Here is a 16,699-nt window from a genome sequence, read left to right as displayed (position 1 = left end):
AATATAGTTTAGATTATACCATAACTGTCAATACTTGCGACAAGAAGATTCGATTTCTTTCAGTAAAAGGAGAGCCATTATGTTAAATCAAGTGATTTCGTTCCAGTCTGAAAATTCTCTGTCATCCGCATCCAGGATTCATCCACCTGTTACCAATAAATGCCGCCATTTTTCCACCGGTTCGTGCAAGTTTTCCCATATCTACGATGGAATACTCCCGCTTCTCGCATTATGTTCCATGCTCTTATTTCTGCTTTTCTGCCTGCCTCTTCTTACTTTTACCAGAAACCAGATTCAGCAGAAAGTCCTGGCGTACGCGATCGCCCCGCCGATCCTGCAGACTCATGTGATCGACAACTGGTGGGGTGTTCTCTATCCGCCGCCCGCCCTGTCCGGAGGTGTCATGCCGGAAGAAAACTCAAAAAATCAGAGCGCCGATTCCGTCTCTGACGCTCTGATTTTTGATAACGATATGAACTGGCTGTCGCAAAAGAAGCATATCATTTTTGATGTAAACAAGAAAGATACTGCTCTGATTTCCTCTAAAGCTGACCCGATGACTTGCTCCAATCACTCGAAACGTTCTGGAACAGCTTCAGCTTCCAAAATTACCACCGAACCGACAGAATCTTCTTCGAACTCAAAAATAACAGCCACGCACGCCGTTTCCGCTGACAGCAGTCTGCCGGATAAAGCTCATGCTTCCTCCGACAATTCGATTACTCTTCGGGTAACGTGTCGTTTTTTATCTTTCCTTCCCGGAGGCTCGGAGTAATGAAATTCTCATAGGAATAGTTCCACAGCGTCTCCGAGCCCTTGGCGGTATTCTTATTTCTTCCAAGAATCTGGCTCAGGTGCACGCCGCGCGTCGCCCACGCCTTTCCCTTGGAAGCATCATTGAGCATCGTCGGCTGGATGTTGTCCATCGTATGTGCAAACCGTGCTTCCGGCGTCTCCCCGGCTTCAAATTCATCCCAGAGAGCGCGCAGTTTTTCGCCCTGATCCGGCGGCAGCATTCCGAAAATGCGCTCTGCACCCTTTAATTCTCTCTCCCGCTGGGTTTTCTTCGCCTCCTCATCATAGGCATATGTGTCGCCGGCGTCGATCTCGACCAGATCGTGAATCAGAAGCATGGTAACCGTTTTCAGCACATCGATCGGCTCATTGGAATACTCCGCCAGAAGCACCGTCATGATCGCCATATGCCATGCGTGCTCCGCGTCATTTTCCTTCCGCTCGCCGTCTGTCAGATACGTCTGGCGACCGATAAATTTCTCCTTATCTATCTCCCGGATAAATGCAAACTGCTGCTCCAGACGTTCTTTCTGTTTCTGATTTATATCCATTGTTTCCGCCTCCCTGGTCTATTTCACTACATTTCTAGTTACTGTTCACGCATACGTGCCCAGTAACGGAAAAATGCCTCTTGCATTTATCCTCTCTTTACAGTCTCTTCCCTGCAAGAACCTCTTTATAATCCTTATAATTCTCCTCCAAAAGCTTCGGCGTATCCAGACCATACGGGCACATCGACTTGCAGTGTCCGCAGTGCAGGCAGTCCTCTATCTTCTTCATCTTCGCCTGTCCCTCCGGGGAGAGGTATCTCACTGACGGAGAACGGCGCAGAAGCAGGGACATACGCGCACAGTTGTTGATCTCGATTCCTGCCGGACACGGCATACAGTAGCCGCAGCCCCGGCAGAATTCACCTGCCAGCTCTTTCTGGTCTTTTTCAATAACAGCTTTCAGCTCGTCCGTCAGTTCCGGTGGATTGCCGATGTAGCTTAAAAATTCGTCCAGCTCGCTTTCCTTCTGTACACCCCAGATCGGCAGTACATTCTCAAACTGTGCCATATAGGCATAGCTCGCAGCCGAATTGGTCAGCAGACCGCCCGACAGACCCTTCATTGCGATAAATCCCATTTCGTGCTCCGCACAGGCCTTCGCCAACGCGATCTCCCGCTCGGTGGAAAGATAATTAAATGGGAACTGCAGGGTATCGTAAAGCCCCGACTCGATCGCCTCCTCCGCAATGCTCATGCGGTGGTTCGTGATGCCGATGAAACGGATTTTCCCCTGCTCTTTTGCCTCGAGCATCGCCTCATAAAGACCGCTTCCGTCTCCCGGCTTCGGACAGACTGCCGGATTGTGGAACTGGTAAATGTCCACGTAGTCTGTTTTTAAATTATGTAAACTCGTCTCCAGATCCTTCCAGAAGCCTTCCGCCGTCGTTGCCGCTGTCTTGGTCGCAATATAGATATGCTCGCGCACGTCGCTCAGCGCATAGCCGATCTTCTCCTCACTGTCCGTATAAAAGCGCGCCGTATCAAAGAAACGGACACCCGCATCATACGCCTTGCGAAGCAGTACCTTCGCATCATCAAAAGAAATACGCTGGATTGGCAGCGCGCCAAATCCATTTTTATTGACGATAATATCCGTCTTTCCAAGGGTAACCGGCGTACCGGCTACCCTTTCTCTTGCGTCCAGCATCTCTTTCAGCGCCTCGTCGCTGTCATCGATCCAGACATCCTCCTCATCGGCGTTGAGACCGAGATATTTTGCCAGTGTCCGCTCATCATCCGACCGGTTCCAACGGGAAATATAGCGATCGATTTCCTCAAATGGAATCTGTCCGGACAGGTACAATTCTTTAAATGTCATACTTCCTTCCGCTCCTTTAAATTCTTAAGTACCGTGATTTCCTGGTTATCTATGTGCCCCCTGGCTACCGCCTTTGCCTCCGCCATATGGCGCAGACGCAGTGCCGCCAATATTTTTTCATGCTCTAACTGCAGAATCTGCCGTTTATCCTCGTCCTTGATGTATTCCAGACGGAACCGGTACATCTGCTCACGCAGGTTGTTCAAAATCTGCACCAGACGCTTGTTGCGGGTCGAATGGTAGATCACGTCATGGTATGCCTCATCCGTCTCCGCGATCTTCATCGCATCGCCCTGATCAATCGCCGCTTTAAATGCTTTCTGTGTTTCTTCCAATGCCTGCATATCTTCTTCCGTCATGCGCTGGCACGCCAGCTCAATCGCCAGTTCCTCCAGCGAACGGCGCACTTCCAGCACATCTTTCAGGCTTTTTTCCGAAATTCGCGCCACCTCCGCGCCGCGCCGCGGAATCATCAGAACGAGTCCTTCCAGCTCCAGCTTGCGGATCGCCTCACGGATCGGGGTGCGGCTGACGCCCAGCTTCTGTGCCAGCTGAATCTCCATCAGGCGCTCGCCCGGTGCCAGCTCTCCCTTTAAGATCGCCTGCCGGAGTGTGTTGAATACCACATCCCTGAGTGGGAGATATTCATTCATTTTAACCTCAAAATTGTTCCCCATCTGCGTGCCCCTTCCTGTTGTAAAACTAGTCAGGTATACCTGTTTCGCTAGATCCTGGCTGCTTCCATAGCGGAGTTCCTCATACGCCGCCTGCGCCGCCGTCTGGTTCGTAAACAAGCCAAATACGGTTGGACCGCTTCCGCTCATCAAAGAGCCGTCCGCGCCCATCTCCATCATCTTATCTTTGAGTGTCTGAATCACCGGATTTTCCGGGATCGTCACCGTTTCCAGCACGTTTCCAAGCTGTGAAACGACACCGGAGAGGTCTTTTTTCTCGATCGCCGCCCGCATCGCATCAATATCCGGATGCGCCTCTGCACCCAGAGACGGCAGGTTTAAGCTCTCGTACACATGCTTCGTTGAAACGCTGACCGCCGGTTTGGCAATCAGCACGCGGCACTGCGGCATCGGCGGAAGCGGTGTCAGGATCTCCCCGATTCCCTCCGAAAGAGCCGTTCCCCGCATGATACAGTACGGCACATCCGCCCCCAGACGGACGCCGCGCTCCATCAGCTCCTGTTTCGAAAGCCCCAGTCCGAACATCTTGTTGACACCAAACAGGACTGCGGCCGCATCGCTGCTGCCGCCTGCCATCCCGGCTGCCACCGGGATAAATTTCTTCATCTTGATCTCCACACCGTCACGGATTCCAAACTCATCCATCAGAAGCTTCGCCGCGCGGTAACCTAAGTTATTTTCATTGTCCGGCAGATAATAAAGGTTCGTTGAAAGACGGATTCCCTCTTCCTCCGTCCGGTTCAGTTCGATCGCGTCGTACACGCGCACCGTCTGCATGATCATCCGCACTTCGTGGTAGCCGTCTTCTCTCCGGCGGACTACATCCAGACCGAGATTGATCTTTCCATATGCTTTCAGCTCCAGATGCCTGATCATCGGTCATTCCTCCCATCGTTCCCTTAGTGTAATCACACTAGATTGTATTTTTTCATTATTTTGTATACAAGCTATTATATCCTTTTTGCATACAAAATACAATAGAATCCTTGCAGGATGAAGGTACCTGAACGAATTCCATTTTTTCCGCCAATATCCGTGAAGCCGTGTTGGAACGCTTCGTGCAAATCCGGATCTTATCCAGCTCCAGCGTTTCAAACCCATATTTCACAATCGCCCGGCAGGCTTCCAGCGCATATCCCTGACGGCGGAACGGTTCATAAATATGATATCCCAGCTCTCCGTCCGTCAGCCCCGCCTTTCCAACCAGCACACCGTCCGCGCGGCGTTCCAGCGCCCACAAACCGCACTCGGCAAAGCGGTACTGGTGTTTCCGGTATTCCTCGCGCTTGTTCCAATCAGAAAAAGTTCCGTCGGCATCCTCAGCGGATGCCGGTTCCAACGGATCGTCCCGGGAAAATTCACGAATGATGAGGCGGTCGGTTTCCGCGATGAACCACGGGAGAGCCAGATGGCGGCGGACGACGCGTTCCAGGAATGTTTCATCGGCGTCTTCAGGGTCTGTAATAAGGTAAAGGCAAGATGAATAGTCGGCCGGCTGTTTTTCCTCGTTTTCCCTCCATAAGCCAACAATAGCTCTCCCGGCTGCTTTCGCAGCCTGAAGAGCTTCGTTTTCATCGGAGAGAATCACCGGGTATGTCTGTCCCGCAATGGTTACTTCTCGTTCGATTGTCATAGATTATCTTTCTTTTCCTTTTTCCGGCTCCGGGTACTCCTCGCCGAAGGTGTCAACGGTCATCTTTTTGATCTTCTGCTCTTTCAGCGGACGATCGCCCCAGTCGGTGCGGACGCCGGCAATCTTGTCCACGATATCCAGACCTTCAACTATCTTCCCGAGGATGCATACTGACCATCCAGATGCGGGGAAGTCTCATGCATGATGAAGAACTGGGAACCTGCGGAGTTCGGGTCCATCGCACGCGCCATAGAGAGAACGCCCTTGGTGTGCTTGAAATTGTTCGTAAAACCATTCTGGCTGAACTCACCCTTGATGGTATACCCTGGACCGCCCATACCGTTTCCATTCGGGCATCCGCCCTGAATCATAAAGCCCTTGATGACACGGTGGAAGATCAGACCATCATAAAAGCCCTTCTTGATCAGGCTGATAAAGTTGTTGACTGTGTTCGGCGCAATCTCTGGGTAGAGCTCTGCCTTCATGATATCGCCATTTTCCATCTCAATGGTAACAACTGGATTTTTCATGTATGTTTCCTCCTGAATTTTAAAAAATATCTCATTAAGTGTTCACATTATATCATACAACCATTCCTGGAACAAGCCTCGTTACAATTTACATGGAGCGCACACTGTCACTAAATTTTTCCGATGCTTCACATTCTAAAAACGTTCGAAAATCGACTGTTTTTCGTTCCATATTTGTCCATTTTCTTTACATTTCGTAAGTTTCTCCTCACAATTCGTTCACATTTATGGCTTAAGATGTATAGCACAATGTCGAAATGGACATTCTATGCGAAAAGATGAATGTTGCGCTCAGGAATCATCATCTGTCCTGCATCATACATCTGTGAGCAAACTAAGTCAAAAGAAAGGTTGGTAATGTACTATGAAAAAAACATATTTTGCTATCCTGGGCGCGGCTGCGATCCTCTCGCTCGCAACCGCCTGCTCTTCCAAAAACGTGAATGAACCGACTGCTAATGAATCGTCCCAGTCCGCCTCCTCCGAGTCCAGCTCGAATGGCATGGACGAAAGCAGCCCGATGGATGATTTAAAAGAAGACGCCAAAGACGCCGTTCTTCCATCCGAAGGAACTGCCGATGCAAAACAGTCCACAATGACTGGTACGATCAGCGACATCAAAGACTTTATGTTTACGATCACCGCCGACGGAACCGATTATGAATTCAGCTTCGAGCAGGATCAGAAACCGGACGGGCTTTCTGATGTAAAAGATGGGGATAAAGTTACCGTAACGTATACGGGAACCGTCAGTGAAGTGGATGCATTCAGCGGAACCGTTTTATCAGTTAAAAAAGCGGAATAAGGATTGTTGACACACTTTATACCCGTATTTTTTATGGCAGTCTTGACAGACGAAGCACGCAAAATATCTGCGCTTCCTGCCCAGGCTGCCATTTTCGATCCTCTGAACATAAAATCTATTTATCGTAATCATGGAATCCATGTTCCGCGTTCATATTTCGTTCACACTTCATTAAAAAACCTTTTACACAATTAACATGGTTTCTTCACGATTTTTCCCTATACTATAACCATAGCAACAAGCAATGCTTACAAATTTTTTTCATAATACCGAGCTGAGTTTATATCAGCTCTCCTCCCTTTTTCAATACCAAAAGACCTCTCACTGCTGGAGAGGTCTTTTGTTGTATCTGAATCCCTCAACGCTCTCACCGTTCTGGTCTTCGTACCTTCCTGCCAAGCAGCACCAGCGCTGCAAGGTTTGGCAGCGCCATCAGCCCATTGAAAATATCAGATACCGCCCAGACGGCTTCCATCCGGCTGACGCAGCCGAGAAAGACTGAGGCAAGATAACCTCCGTGATACAAAATACATATTTTGTCGGCACGCTTCTGTGGGACACCCCGCATCAGCCATCCAAGTGCCTGATCGCCGATGTAAAACCAGGCAAGGATCGTGGCAAAGGCAAACAGCACTATACACGCCGCCGTCACTATGCCGCCTGCATTTCCAAAACGGGCTGCCAGAGCCGCCGCCACCGCGCCGCTGCCGCCCAGGGAATCGATCTTCTCGGTCAGATTGTGTGGAAATACACAGAGCAGTAAAAAAGCGGTCAGACTGCACCCTATGATTGTATCGAAAAACACCTCGAAAATCGCCCACATTCCCTGTTTCTGCGCTTCCTGCCTCTGTCTTAGCCTCCCCTTTCCCTCACTCATCCCATGCAGCACCGCCAGACTCCCCAGGCCCGCCTCATTGGAAAACACACCGCGCGATACCCCGCTCCGGATCGCCGCTGCCATTCCGTACCCGGTCATCCCGCCCGAAATTCCTGAAAAATTCAAAATACTGCTTCCATCCGTCTGTCCTGCATTATCTGCCAGTCCAAATGCCCCGCCCACAATTTTCATCAATACTTCCGGTATCTGATCATAAAAACTGAACACGGCGATTCCACCTGCCAGCAGATACAGCCCCGCCGATACCGGTACCAGAACCGAGCCGTCCATCCGATGCGTTTTGCCCCGCCAAAGAGCACCACGGCAGTCAAAACTACCAGTATGATACCGGTTCCAAGCGGCGGCAGGGACGCTGCATAGCGCAGACTATCCGCCAGAGCCCCCGCCTGTACCATACATCCCATTCCAAGCGACGCCAGCACGCAAAACAGGGCATAGCATTTTCCAGCGAAACAGCTCCAACCCCATTTTCCAGATAGACATAAGGTCCGCCCCCATACAAAATTCCCAGATAAACCTCCGTATATGCCAGCGCCATCCCCAGAAATGCCGCCGCCCACATCCAGAACACAGCACCTGGACCACCGATCGCCAACGCGACTGCCACGCCCGTGATATTTCCCGTTCCGACCGTCGCCGCCAGCGCGGTGCAGGTCGTCAAAAGCTGTCCTTTCCCGCCGCTCCCAACCGTCTCTTCCCACCAGACTCTGATATGACGGATCGGAAATCCCCGCAGACGCACCATGCAGAGGACTCCAACCGCCAGAAACAGTCCCAGAAGCCACGGTCCCCACACCATTTTCTGTACGATTCTGAGTGCTTCCATCCGAGCACCTTTCTATATCTATTTTCACTCTATCAAACCAATCTTATGATTTACTATGATATTTCATTCTCCAAGCCATGATATTGCCTTCCGAGAACTCTCTTTCCATCCACGTTTTGTTACTGTACACGCATACGTGTCCAGTAACCACGTTTTCTTACACTTTCTGTAAACATCCGCAAACCCCATGACAAACCAGACCGGCAGTGCTACAATAAGCATATCGGACAGGCGGACAAATTTCCAAATCTCTGTCCTTCTGGAAAGGATGAAAACAATATGCCAGGTTTTACCACGCACTATATATTCGGCATGAAAGCATACAACGATATGCCGTTCACACCCTTAAAACACACGATCGCCAAATACCGCTGGCTCTACCAGCTCGGTCTGCAGGGACCGGATATGTTTTTCTATAATATCCCGATCCTGCGCCACCGCGATTACCGCAACGTCGGTTCCTATATGCACGAACACAAGGTAAACGCCTTTTTTGAGTGCTGTCTGCGCCGTATTGGAACCATCCGCTCGCGCCAGCAGCAGGAGGAAGCCATCTCCTATCTGGCCGGATTTATAAACCATTACATTGCCGATTCGATCTGTCATCCTTACGTGTACGGGCGCATCGGCTATCCAGTGGATGCCCCGACCTCCATGCATCACGGGATGCACGCACATCTGGAAAACGAGCTCGACGCGATCCTGCTCTGGAAATATAAAAAAAAGAAGCCGTCCGAATTTAACCAGACCGCCACGATCTGTCTAAATGGACAGGAAATCCAGTTTATTTCCCATTTCCTGGCTTCCTGCATCAACGAAACCTATTATCCGATCACCTACCGCAACAACTTCCAGGTTACTCCGGCGATGGTGCACCGCTCCATCTGGGCGCTGCGCTTCGGCTGCCGGACACTCTCGGACAAGAACGGCAAGAAAAAATTCGGCATTGCACAGGTCGAATCCATCTTCGTCAACCACCCAGTTGCTTCCGCGAAAATGGTAACGGACTCCGTAACCGACTACCGGAGCAGCTGTAACCTAAACCACGAAGCATGGGGCAACCCGTGGGATCCGACCCGCGTCTCAACCGCCTCGTTTGTTGATCTCTTCCATGAAACATTGGACAAATGCAGCCGTGTCTATGCGCTTTTAAACAGCGCCGTCACAGACAACATGCCGTTAGATAAACAGGATTTATCGCCGCTTCTGGCTGAACTGGGGAATGAGTCTTATCACAGCGGACTACCTGTTGAGTGAAAACACGTACTTCGGTTCCTGGTAAATAAAAGCTGTCATATGAAGAACACTCATCTGTTTCTCATATGACAGCTTTTTTGATCACTTTTCTCTTAATTATACACAGAAAATATCCCGTGTCTGTGCAGACAACCTCTTATTCTGCGTTCTCTGTCTCTTCCTCCGCCTCAGTCGTATCGTACTCGCCTGCTGCTTCTTTCTCTTTCACCTTGGAAATCAGCTCTTTGGTATCCGGAAGTTTGAAATCTGCGCCAGCCTCATAGGAACCACTGATAAACCATGCGTCCTCGTTATCCTGGTCGCTCTCCGGAACGATGCTGTAGGACAGTGCATACTGTTTCCACAGTCCGCCGTAGGAATCTTCACCGGACATCTCAATCGAGAAGTCCTGGGTGTGGACAATGTCGTTGAATCCCTTGATTAAATCTTCCGCATAGGTTCCTATCTGATCATCCGGCAGATCATCTGCCACTACCCAGATCAGCATGATCTGTTTCTTGTTCGGCTCCATATAGAAATGGAAATCGCGGCCGTACTCGTAGGTACTTGTATCCTTGAACATGTCTTCCGCGTCCGTGCTGACCTGTGTCCAGTCGATCTCAACATTTTCCTGGGTCTCAAAATTCGGATCTCCGACTACCGTCTCAGAAGTCGGTTTTACAATCGTACTCTCCGTGCATCCGCTGAGCAGCGCCATACACGCAACCATCATTATCAGAAGTTTTTTCATCGTGTTCTTCTATCCCTTCATTCACTCATTCACAGCCGGAACCAGCCCGAACCGCATGGCTATTATATAATATCGCCTTTTGTTTTTGTAGTCATTTTAGAAAAATTCAAAAAATCTTCATACTTTCCAAAATTTCCCGTAAACAATCCATCTGGACCATTTTACCGCCATTTAGCGCATCCAGGTTGTCAATCCAAATCCTCAACCGTAAGCTCTGTGTCATCCTCCTGCACACCCTGCTGTGTTTTGGCATCCTCTGCCTCTTTCTGTGCAGGTTTTTCTTTCAGCGGCTTCTTTTCCGTGGAACCAGTTCTTACTTTTCCACTCTCTGCCAGCCGGGACGCGGCTGCATCTGCCGCCGGAACCTGTCCTGAACCAGATCGCACATCCATGTCAGACTCCGCCTGCTCTGTGCTCTCATCTGCCTCCGCTGTGCCAGGCGCCCTGTAGGACGCGCCCATCCGCTTTTCAAGCAGTTTTTCAAACTCTTCCCGCGAACAGCCGATCTCCTGCAGACGCTGTCTTCTCCGTTTTCTCCGCTCCTCCTGGCGTCTCTTTTCTTCCTGATGACGCTGGTAGAACAACCATACAAGCGCCGCACACGCCGCTGCCAGAAGCACACTGACGACCACAATCAGCACCGTTCTCACCGATACTTTCGGAAGTTTCGGCAGGGTCAGGTGGAACGAAGATTTCGCCTGCTTCGGTTTTCCGGACGCGCCTGTATTGGATGCTGCCGGATCCGATGCCGTATTTCCGTCATCCGGAGCCGTCTCCCCGTTTGCTGCCGCTTCTGCCGCCGATGCGCTGATCAGATACACCTGTCCGATCTTGCGGTCGTTGTATTTGTAAGAAAGCAGTGCCACCGCGCCCAGCGGTGCATCCTCCGGCAGATCCGTTACCACCGTCTTCTCCGCATCCGCAAACGAAGCATCCTTCGGGATCGTGATGACTGCCGACGTATCCATCGATAAATCGGACGGCTGATAGCTATTGTCTCCGATCTGCACCGGCTGATCGCCGCTTGTGTATGCCGTCTCATTTTCCGAAATATTTACATTTTCAAACCGTAGAAAGCCGAAATCCAGCAATGCAATCGTATCCTGATAATGGGTCGCCTGCGTACTCTTCATCGTGACCGCAATCTGGCGTCTGTCATCCTTGATCGCATAGGTAACAAGCGTCTGCCCCGCAACGGATGTGTAACCGGTCTTTCCGGCCACCGCATATGGATAATAGTTCGGACTCTCTGTGTCAGTCGTGATAAGAAGCTTATGCTCCGGCTGAATGGTCACACCGTCCGGATTGTTCTTCGTCGCCGGTAATCGGTAGCTCTTATCCTTACTGATCGTTAAAAGCGTGTCATTTTTATACGCCGCCGATGCGATCAGCGCCATATCATACACCGAAGTGAGCTGTGTGTCGTCATTCAGACCGGACGGATTCGCAAAATGGCTGTTCTCACAGCCAAGCTCCGCCGTCTTCTCGTTCATCATCTTCACAAAACCGTCGCGGCTTCCGCCCACATGCTCCGCCAGCGCATTCGCCGCCTGGTTGGAAGAACGCATCAGCAGCAGGTAGAGACAATCGCGCACCGAAAGCGTGTCGCCCTCCTCGATGGCGTTCTTGTTTCCGCTGCCATCTTCCACGTTGTAAACGGCATCGTGGGAAAATGTGATCGTATCATCCAGACTGCTGTTCTCAATGACTACGAGCGCCGTCAATATTTTCGTGATACTTGCCGGCGCCTTCTGCACATGGATGTTCTGCCCAAATAAAACCGCCCCGGAGTCCGCATCCATGACAATGCCTGCCTCCGACTCGATCCCCGTATCCGAGGGCCAGTCCGGCTTTGCAAATGCCGTCATCGGCATTCCAGCAGCCATCAGTGCCGTAATCATCAAACTTATCAGTAAACGTCTTAATCTCTTCATACGATTCCTTCCTGTCAGCTTTCCTTTTCCGGAAATCCTTTTGTATCATGAACGATATAAATTGGACGATCCTTCAATTCTGTAAACAGGATCGCGATATACTCCCCGATAATTCCCACAATCACAAACAGCATCGCGAACATAAAGCATAAAAGCACTACGATCGTCGCGTAACCATTGGGCGTTCCTTTGACCGCCCACTCATAAATCGTTTCCAGCATCACGAGCAGCCCCAGAAAGCCCACGATAATTCCCGAGTAAATGCCGAGCTTTAGCGGCAGATCCGAAAAGCAGAGAATCGTATTGATCGAAAATTTAAATAATTTCCGGATGCTGTACTTGCTCTCGCCCGCCACCCTGGCTCTCGCCTCATACTCGATGGTCGTCCGGTTAAATCCGATATTCTGCACATAGCCGCGCAGGAAACGCACTTTTTCCCGGTAATTGGTCTTTAACACCTGCGCCGCATTGGCAGTCAGCGCAAAGAAATCGGATGCGTTATTTTCCAGCTTCACATCTGAAATCTTGTTCAAAAATTTATAAAAAGCAGAAGACGTCAGGTTTTTTATGAATCCAGCCGATTTATTTTTCGTCCGGACCATGTTGATAACCTCATAGCCCTCTTCGAATTTTTCGATTATCTGCGCCACACATTCCGGCGGATGCTGCAGATCGGCATCCATACACACGATGCCCTCCCCGCTGCTGTGGTCCAGCCCCGCAAGCATCGCCGCCTCATGGCCAAAGTTGCGGGAAAAGTTGATCACACGTACCCGCGGATCCGCTGCCGCCAGTTCTGCCAGAATCTGCCCCGAGGCGTCCGCACTTCCGTCGTTGACAAAAATCAGTTCGTAATTCCATGGCAGCGCCTCAAAAACCGGAGTTGCCTCCCGATAGAACTCATGCAGCGCCTTTTCCTCGTTGTAAACAGAAATCACGATCGAGATCGTCTTTGGTTTCTGTCCGTTCATATTTTCCATCCTGTTCTGCATGGTCGACTGTCTGGTTTCATTTTTCTTCTTATCTTCCATGCTGTCTGTCCGTTTTTTCTTATCTTTCTTACTCATATTTCATCTTTCAATTAAGCATCCGGGGCATCCAAAATTTCGATCGCTATCGAAGAATGTGCCGGAACCCGTTTTTCCACCGGCGGCAGCGTCATATAGTCGCCGTAAATCCACTCCAGCACATGCTCATAGCCCACCGGCACCATCAGCTTTGTGTCCTCAAACGGCAGATCCACCGCGCGCTCGCACCATGCGCCCTCCAGCGTTACATAGAGATAATCCGGCTGGTAATTGCTGTAATACCAGTGTTTCGTCTTCTTTTTGCGATCCTTCGCCGCTGCAAGTCTCTGCAGCTTAAATAAAACCGGCATCGGGACAAGATGCCCCACACCTGCCAGCACACCAACCCGCAGCTTATCCATCAGGCTGTATTTGCTGAAATCAATCTGATCACGGTGTGCGATCGCCATTCCATAAATAACCTTCTGAAGAAATTTTGCGCTCCACGCGCCCACCTTACTATCCGGCAGGCGGTCAAGGACGAACAGATCCACCCAGAGATGGTTTAATTTTCCCTCATAAAACTGCATCTGCTCATTATCCTCATGGACGCGGCTGTTGTCATAGATGACGCGCGTTGTAAAATCATAAAACACCTTGCCGCCCCGGATCTCCTCCGGGCGCAGCAGGGACATTCCCTCCGGCAGCTCCCGCGGCGCTACCTTCAAAAACATCTCATAATTGGCACGTGTAAATGCCAGATCGACATCATCATCCCACGGGATAAATCCCTCATGACGCACTGCGCCCAAAAGTGTCCCGGAATCCAGCATATAGGAAATCTTGTATTTCCGGCAGATCCGGTCTATCTCCTTCAAAAGGCGCAGATTCGCCCGGTGAACCTTCTCAAGCCCCGGATACGGCGGCAGTTTGACCGCCCTGCGGCTCTCTGATTTTTCCTCATTCATGATGGTTGTCCCCTCATTTTCTCCTGCAACTGCTCATTCTCTGTCACAGCTGCTCATTTTCACAGGCATTTTCTTACAGGCAGAGCATCTCCCCGCCTGTGAATTGCCGCGGTCTCCGTTCTTACTGACGGCATGCCTCACGAAGTGTCTTTGCCATATAATCAATCATTTCATCTGTCATGCCCGGATAAACGCCGACCCAGAAGGTATCGCGCATGATACGGTCGGTATTTTCCAGAGTTCCGGCTACGCGGTAGCCGCAGTTTTCTTTCCGCATCTCATCAAAGCACGGATGCTTGATCAGGTTTCCGGCAAAGAGCATACGCGTCTGCACGCCCTTTTCCTCGACATATTTGACCACCTTGTTCCGATCCACGCCCTCTTGGCAGGTCAGAAGGAAACCAAACCAGCTCGGATCGGAATGCTCACAGGCAACCGGCAGGATATATGCGTCCTCGGTTCCGGCAAGTCCCGCTTTCAGGCGGGCGAAATTGTGTTTTCTGCGCTCCACGAAGGATGGAAACTTTTCAAGCTGCGCGCAGCCGATCGACGCCTGCAGGTCGGTCGCCTTTAAATTATATCCAAAATGGGAGTATACATATTTATGGTCGTAGCCAAGCGGCAGCTCACCATACTGGCGGTCAAATCGGTGACCGCAGAGGTTATCGCAGCCGGACGGGCAGACACAGTCGCGTCCCCAGTCGCGGAAGGAACGGATAACCTTGTTTAAAAGCGGATTGTCCGTGTACACGGCGCCGCCCTCGCCCATCGTCATGTGGTGCGGCGGATAAAAGCTGGACGTTCCGATATCTCCGATCGTACCGGTAAAATGCCACTCGCCATTCAGCTCATAGCGGCTTCCGAGGGCATCACAGTTGTCCTCCACCAGCCACAGGTTATGACGGTCACAGAATTCTTTTACCTTCTGTAAATCAAACGGATTTCCCAGTGTGTGGGCGATCATAACCGCTTTCGTCTTCTCTGAAAGCGCCGCCTCCAGCTTATCGGCGTCGATGTTGTATTGTGGAATCGTCACATCCACAAACACTGGAACTGCGCCATACTGGATCGCCGGGGTTACCGTCGTCGGGAAACCTGCCGCAACCGTGATAATCTCATCGCCGCGGCGCACCCGGCGCTCTCCCAGCAATGGGGAAGTCAGCGCCATAAATGCGATCAGGTTCGCGGAGGAACCGGAGTTTACAAGGGAACAGTATTTGACGCCCAGGTAGTTCGCAAGCCCCGCCTCAAACTGATCGGTGTAACGTCCGGAGGTCAGCCAGAACTCCAGCGCACTGTCTACCAGATTGACCATCTCATGGTTATCGTAAACGCGGGACGCATACGGAATCCGCTGTCCCTCAGTAAATTCTTTTTTCTGATTATGATATTTATCACAATACTCTGCCACCAGATCGAGAATCTGCTGACGCGCAGCCTCTTTTCCGTCCGACAGGGTTACTTTTTCTTCTGACATGTTTCTCCTCCTGCTTTTGCTACCGTTCTCTGCCGCAGCCGTATCAGCTCTGCCTGCTGCCAGACACACCTTTCGTGCAGCCGCCTGCATCTATCTATTTTTCTTCAAACCGAGCCGCATACGCCCGGATCTGCTCATCCGTCACCTCGCGCATATCCGCTCCGGCAAGCCACTTCTTCGACCATTCCACCGTCGCAGCCATCGCCTCTTCTACATGGAAGTGCGGCTTCCAGCCAAATACCTTTTTCACTTTGGAACAATCCAGTTTCAGAAAATTCGCCTCATGCGGACCTCCGTCATAGCGGTTGATCCAATGCATCCCGCCGCCCCATGTTTCACAGAACAGATCCGCCAGACGTCCTGTATTGACGCAGTCACAGTCATCCGGTCCGACGTTGTAGCAGCCCGCCAGCTCCGCATTTTCCCACTGCGCCTTTGCCACCGTCAGATACAAAAACAGCGGCTCTAACACATGCTGGAACGGGCGCGTCGAATGCGGATTCCGCACGATAATCGGCTCTTTCTTTTCCGCTGCACGCACGCAATCCGGCACGATCCGGTCCGCCGCAAAATCACCGCCGCCGATCACATTGCCAGCACGGCAGGTTGAGACGGCGCAGCGGCCGTCCGTGAAGAACGACTGCTTATAGCTGTGTGTCACCAGCTCCGAACAGGATTTACTATTGGAATACGGATCATAGCCGTCCAGCGGGTCATTTTCGCGGTAACCGTACTCCCATTCCTTATTTTCATAAACCTTGTCCGTCGTCACATTGACGAGAGAGCGGACGGATTCACACTGTCTGGCGCATTCCAGCACATGAACCGTACCCATGACATTCGCCGCATACGTGCCGACCGGATCCCGGTACGACTCGCGCACGATCGGCTGCGCTGCCAGGTGGAGTACAATCTCTGGCTTCGTCTCATCAAACACCTGTTTTAGATGGGCAAAATCGCGCACATCCCCATCCACATGGTGAATCGTCTCCCCCAGATGCAGGATCTCAAACATCGACGGCTCGGTCGGCGCTTTCAGCGCATAGCCGGTCACCTCCGCCCCCGCCAGATGGAGAATGCGGACCAGCCAGCTTCCCTTAAAGCCTGTGTCACCGGTCACAAGGACCCGTTTTCCTTTATAAAAATCAAGAAGTTCCATGGTTTTCCTCTTTTTAATTAATTTCGTGATTTCATCACTCCATTATCTTTGCTGAGTGCTCTTATTATATTTCTCACCCGTCCACTCACGAACCCGCGCTATCGCGCTCTACCGCC

The 16,699-nt window shown here is 51.1% G+C and carries 15 protein-coding genes and 2 pseudogenes; 3 read left to right on the top strand and 14 right to left on the bottom strand.

What is annotated here, in order from left to right:
• Window positions 1-79: 79 nt before the first annotated feature.
• Entirely contained in the window at window positions 80-775 is a 696-nt protein-coding gene (locus DWZ16_RS11770) for a hypothetical protein (RefSeq protein WP_118522911.1), read from the top strand.
• On the opposite strand, the gene DWZ16_RS11765 is transcribed toward DWZ16_RS11770, so the two are convergent.
• From DWZ16_RS11765 to DWZ16_RS11740, 6 genes and pseudogenes are all read right to left on the bottom strand, one after another.
• Window positions 720-1,346 (bottom strand): HD domain-containing protein, encoded by a 627-nt coding sequence (locus tag DWZ16_RS11765; RefSeq protein WP_107000681.1) that lies wholly within the window; start codon window positions 1,344-1,346, stop codon window positions 720-722. The genes DWZ16_RS11770 and DWZ16_RS11765 overlap by 56 nt on opposite strands.
• Window positions 1,347-1,443: 97 nt before the next feature.
• On the bottom strand, window positions 1,444-2,664 hold the full coding sequence (locus tag DWZ16_RS11760) for an aldo/keto reductase (protein WP_118522910.1): 1,221 nt from the start codon (window positions 2,662-2,664) through the stop codon (window positions 1,444-1,446).
• Complete coding sequence (locus tag DWZ16_RS11755) at window positions 2,661-3,341, bottom strand: GntR family transcriptional regulator (RefSeq protein ID WP_118522914.1); 681 nt, start codon at window positions 3,339-3,341, stop codon at window positions 2,661-2,663. The genes DWZ16_RS11760 and DWZ16_RS11755 overlap by 4 nt, the downstream gene beginning before the upstream one ends.
• Before the next feature lie 21 nt (window positions 3,342-3,362).
• Window positions 3,363-4,235: pseudogene (gene ispE / locus DWZ16_RS11750) on the bottom strand (4-(cytidine 5'-diphospho)-2-C-methyl-D-erythritol kinase); the annotation flags it as partial.
• A gap of 55 nt (window positions 4,236-4,290) precedes the next feature.
• Window positions 4,291-4,992, bottom strand: coding sequence for a GNAT family N-acetyltransferase (locus DWZ16_RS11745; protein WP_118522909.1), 702 nt, complete (start codon window positions 4,990-4,992; stop codon window positions 4,291-4,293).
• Between the two features lie 3 nt (window positions 4,993-4,995).
• Window positions 4,996-5,522 (bottom strand): annotated as a pseudogene (locus DWZ16_RS11740) (peptidylprolyl isomerase).
• Window positions 5,523-5,886: 364 nt separating this feature from the next.
• Here DWZ16_RS11740 and DWZ16_RS11735 point away from each other — a divergent pair.
• Entirely contained in the window at window positions 5,887-6,327 is a 441-nt protein-coding gene (locus tag DWZ16_RS11735) for a hypothetical protein (protein ID WP_107000687.1), read from the top strand.
• A 367-nt stretch (window positions 6,328-6,694) separates the two neighbouring features.
• Here DWZ16_RS11735 and DWZ16_RS16955 read toward each other — a convergent pair whose 3' ends face one another.
• On the bottom strand, window positions 6,695-7,495 hold the full coding sequence (locus tag DWZ16_RS16955) for an alanine:cation symporter family protein (RefSeq protein WP_412694341.1): 801 nt from the start codon (window positions 7,493-7,495) through the stop codon (window positions 6,695-6,697).
• A 43-nt stretch (window positions 7,496-7,538) separates the two neighbouring features.
• On the bottom strand, window positions 7,539-8,051 hold the full coding sequence (locus tag DWZ16_RS16950; protein ID WP_412694340.1) for an alanine:cation symporter family protein: 513 nt from the start codon (window positions 8,049-8,051) through the stop codon (window positions 7,539-7,541).
• A 279-nt stretch (window positions 8,052-8,330) separates the two neighbouring features.
• Here DWZ16_RS16950 and DWZ16_RS11725 point away from each other — a divergent pair, with 279 nt between their 5' ends.
• Window positions 8,331-9,308, top strand: a complete 978-nt coding sequence (locus DWZ16_RS11725) for a zinc dependent phospholipase C family protein (RefSeq protein ID WP_117796288.1) — start codon at window positions 8,331-8,333, stop codon at window positions 9,306-9,308.
• Window positions 9,309-9,444: 136 nt separating this feature from the next.
• On the opposite strand, the gene DWZ16_RS11720 is transcribed toward DWZ16_RS11725, so the two are convergent.
• The 6 genes from DWZ16_RS11720 to rfbG form a co-directional block, all read right to left on the bottom strand.
• The gene (locus DWZ16_RS11720; protein WP_181357194.1) at window positions 9,445-10,038 is read right to left on the bottom strand and encodes a hypothetical protein; all 594 of its coding nucleotides are present in this window, start codon (window positions 10,036-10,038) and stop codon (window positions 9,445-9,447) included.
• 188 nt (window positions 10,039-10,226) lie between these two features.
• Window positions 10,227-11,972, bottom strand: a complete 1,746-nt coding sequence (locus tag DWZ16_RS11715; RefSeq protein WP_118522908.1) for a D-alanyl-D-alanine carboxypeptidase family protein — start codon at window positions 11,970-11,972, stop codon at window positions 10,227-10,229.
• Between the two features lie 14 nt (window positions 11,973-11,986).
• Entirely contained in the window at window positions 11,987-12,943 is a 957-nt protein-coding gene (locus DWZ16_RS11710; protein ID WP_117796321.1) for a glycosyltransferase family 2 protein, read from the bottom strand.
• Between the two features lie 110 nt (window positions 12,944-13,053).
• A complete protein-coding gene (locus DWZ16_RS11705; RefSeq protein ID WP_118522907.1) occupies window positions 13,054-13,947 on the bottom strand; it encodes a LicD family protein in 894 nt (297 codons plus the stop codon).
• Between the two features lie 121 nt (window positions 13,948-14,068).
• Complete coding sequence (gene rfbH / locus DWZ16_RS11700) at window positions 14,069-15,424, bottom strand: lipopolysaccharide biosynthesis protein RfbH (protein ID WP_118522913.1); 1,356 nt, start codon at window positions 15,422-15,424, stop codon at window positions 14,069-14,071.
• A gap of 94 nt (window positions 15,425-15,518) precedes the next feature.
• Window positions 15,519-16,583 carry a CDP-glucose 4,6-dehydratase gene (gene rfbG, locus DWZ16_RS11695; RefSeq protein ID WP_118471414.1) on the bottom strand — a complete coding sequence of 355 codons (1,065 nt, stop codon included), beginning with the start codon at window positions 16,581-16,583 and terminating at the stop codon, window positions 15,519-15,521.
• Window positions 16,584-16,699: the final 116 nt, after the last annotated feature.

It is taken from the genome of Clostridium sp. AF29-8BH, from assembly GCF_003478145.1.
In the GTDB taxonomy this organism is placed as follows: domain Bacteria; phylum Bacillota; class Clostridia; order Lachnospirales; family Lachnospiraceae; genus Otoolea; species Otoolea fessa.
The sequence above is the reverse complement of the archived record's forward strand: the minus strand, read 5'-3'. Positions and strand labels throughout refer to the sequence as shown.

What these genes read in the sequence shown, in the direction of transcription:
- DWZ16_RS11770 (WP_118522911.1), top strand. Translation starts at nt 80, where the DNA reads ATGTTAAATCAAGTGATTTCGTTCCAGTCTGAAAATTCTCTGTCATCC.
- DWZ16_RS11765 (WP_107000681.1), bottom strand. Translation starts at nt 1,346, where the DNA reads ATGGATATAAATCAGAAACAGAAAGAACGTCTGGAGCAGCAGTTTGCA.
- DWZ16_RS11760 (WP_118522910.1), bottom strand. Translation starts at nt 2,664, where the DNA reads ATGACATTTAAAGAATTGTACCTGTCCGGACAGATTCCATTTGAGGAA.
- DWZ16_RS11755 (WP_118522914.1), bottom strand. Translation starts at nt 3,341, where the DNA reads ATGGGGAACAATTTTGAGGTTAAAATGAATGAATATCTCCCACTCAGG.
- DWZ16_RS11745 (WP_118522909.1), bottom strand. Translation starts at nt 4,992, where the DNA reads ATGACAATCGAACGAGAAGTAACCATTGCGGGACAGACATACCCGGTG.
- DWZ16_RS11735 (WP_107000687.1), top strand. Translation starts at nt 5,887, where the DNA reads ATGAAAAAAACATATTTTGCTATCCTGGGCGCGGCTGCGATCCTCTCG.
- DWZ16_RS16955 (WP_412694341.1), bottom strand. Translation starts at nt 7,495, where the DNA reads ATGGACGGCTCGGTTCTGGTACCGGTATCGGCGGGGCTGTATCTGCTG.
- DWZ16_RS16950 (WP_412694340.1), bottom strand. Translation starts at nt 8,051, where the DNA reads ATGGAAGCACTCAGAATCGTACAGAAAATGGTGTGGGGACCGTGGCTT.
- DWZ16_RS11725 (WP_117796288.1), top strand. Translation starts at nt 8,331, where the DNA reads ATGCCAGGTTTTACCACGCACTATATATTCGGCATGAAAGCATACAAC.
- DWZ16_RS11720 (WP_181357194.1), bottom strand. Translation starts at nt 10,038, where the DNA reads ATGAAAAAACTTCTGATAATGATGGTTGCGTGTATGGCGCTGCTCAGC.
- DWZ16_RS11715 (WP_118522908.1), bottom strand. Translation starts at nt 11,972, where the DNA reads ATGAAGAGATTAAGACGTTTACTGATAAGTTTGATGATTACGGCACTG.
- DWZ16_RS11710 (WP_117796321.1), bottom strand. Translation starts at nt 12,943, where the DNA reads ATGAACGGACAGAAACCAAAGACGATCTCGATCGTGATTTCTGTTTAC.
- DWZ16_RS11705 (WP_118522907.1), bottom strand. Translation starts at nt 13,947, where the DNA reads ATGAATGAGGAAAAATCAGAGAGCCGCAGGGCGGTCAAACTGCCGCCG.
- rfbH (WP_118522913.1), bottom strand. Translation starts at nt 15,424, where the DNA reads ATGTCAGAAGAAAAAGTAACCCTGTCGGACGGAAAAGAGGCTGCGCGT.
- rfbG (WP_118471414.1), bottom strand. Translation starts at nt 16,583, where the DNA reads ATGGAACTTCTTGATTTTTATAAAGGAAAACGGGTCCTTGTGACCGGT.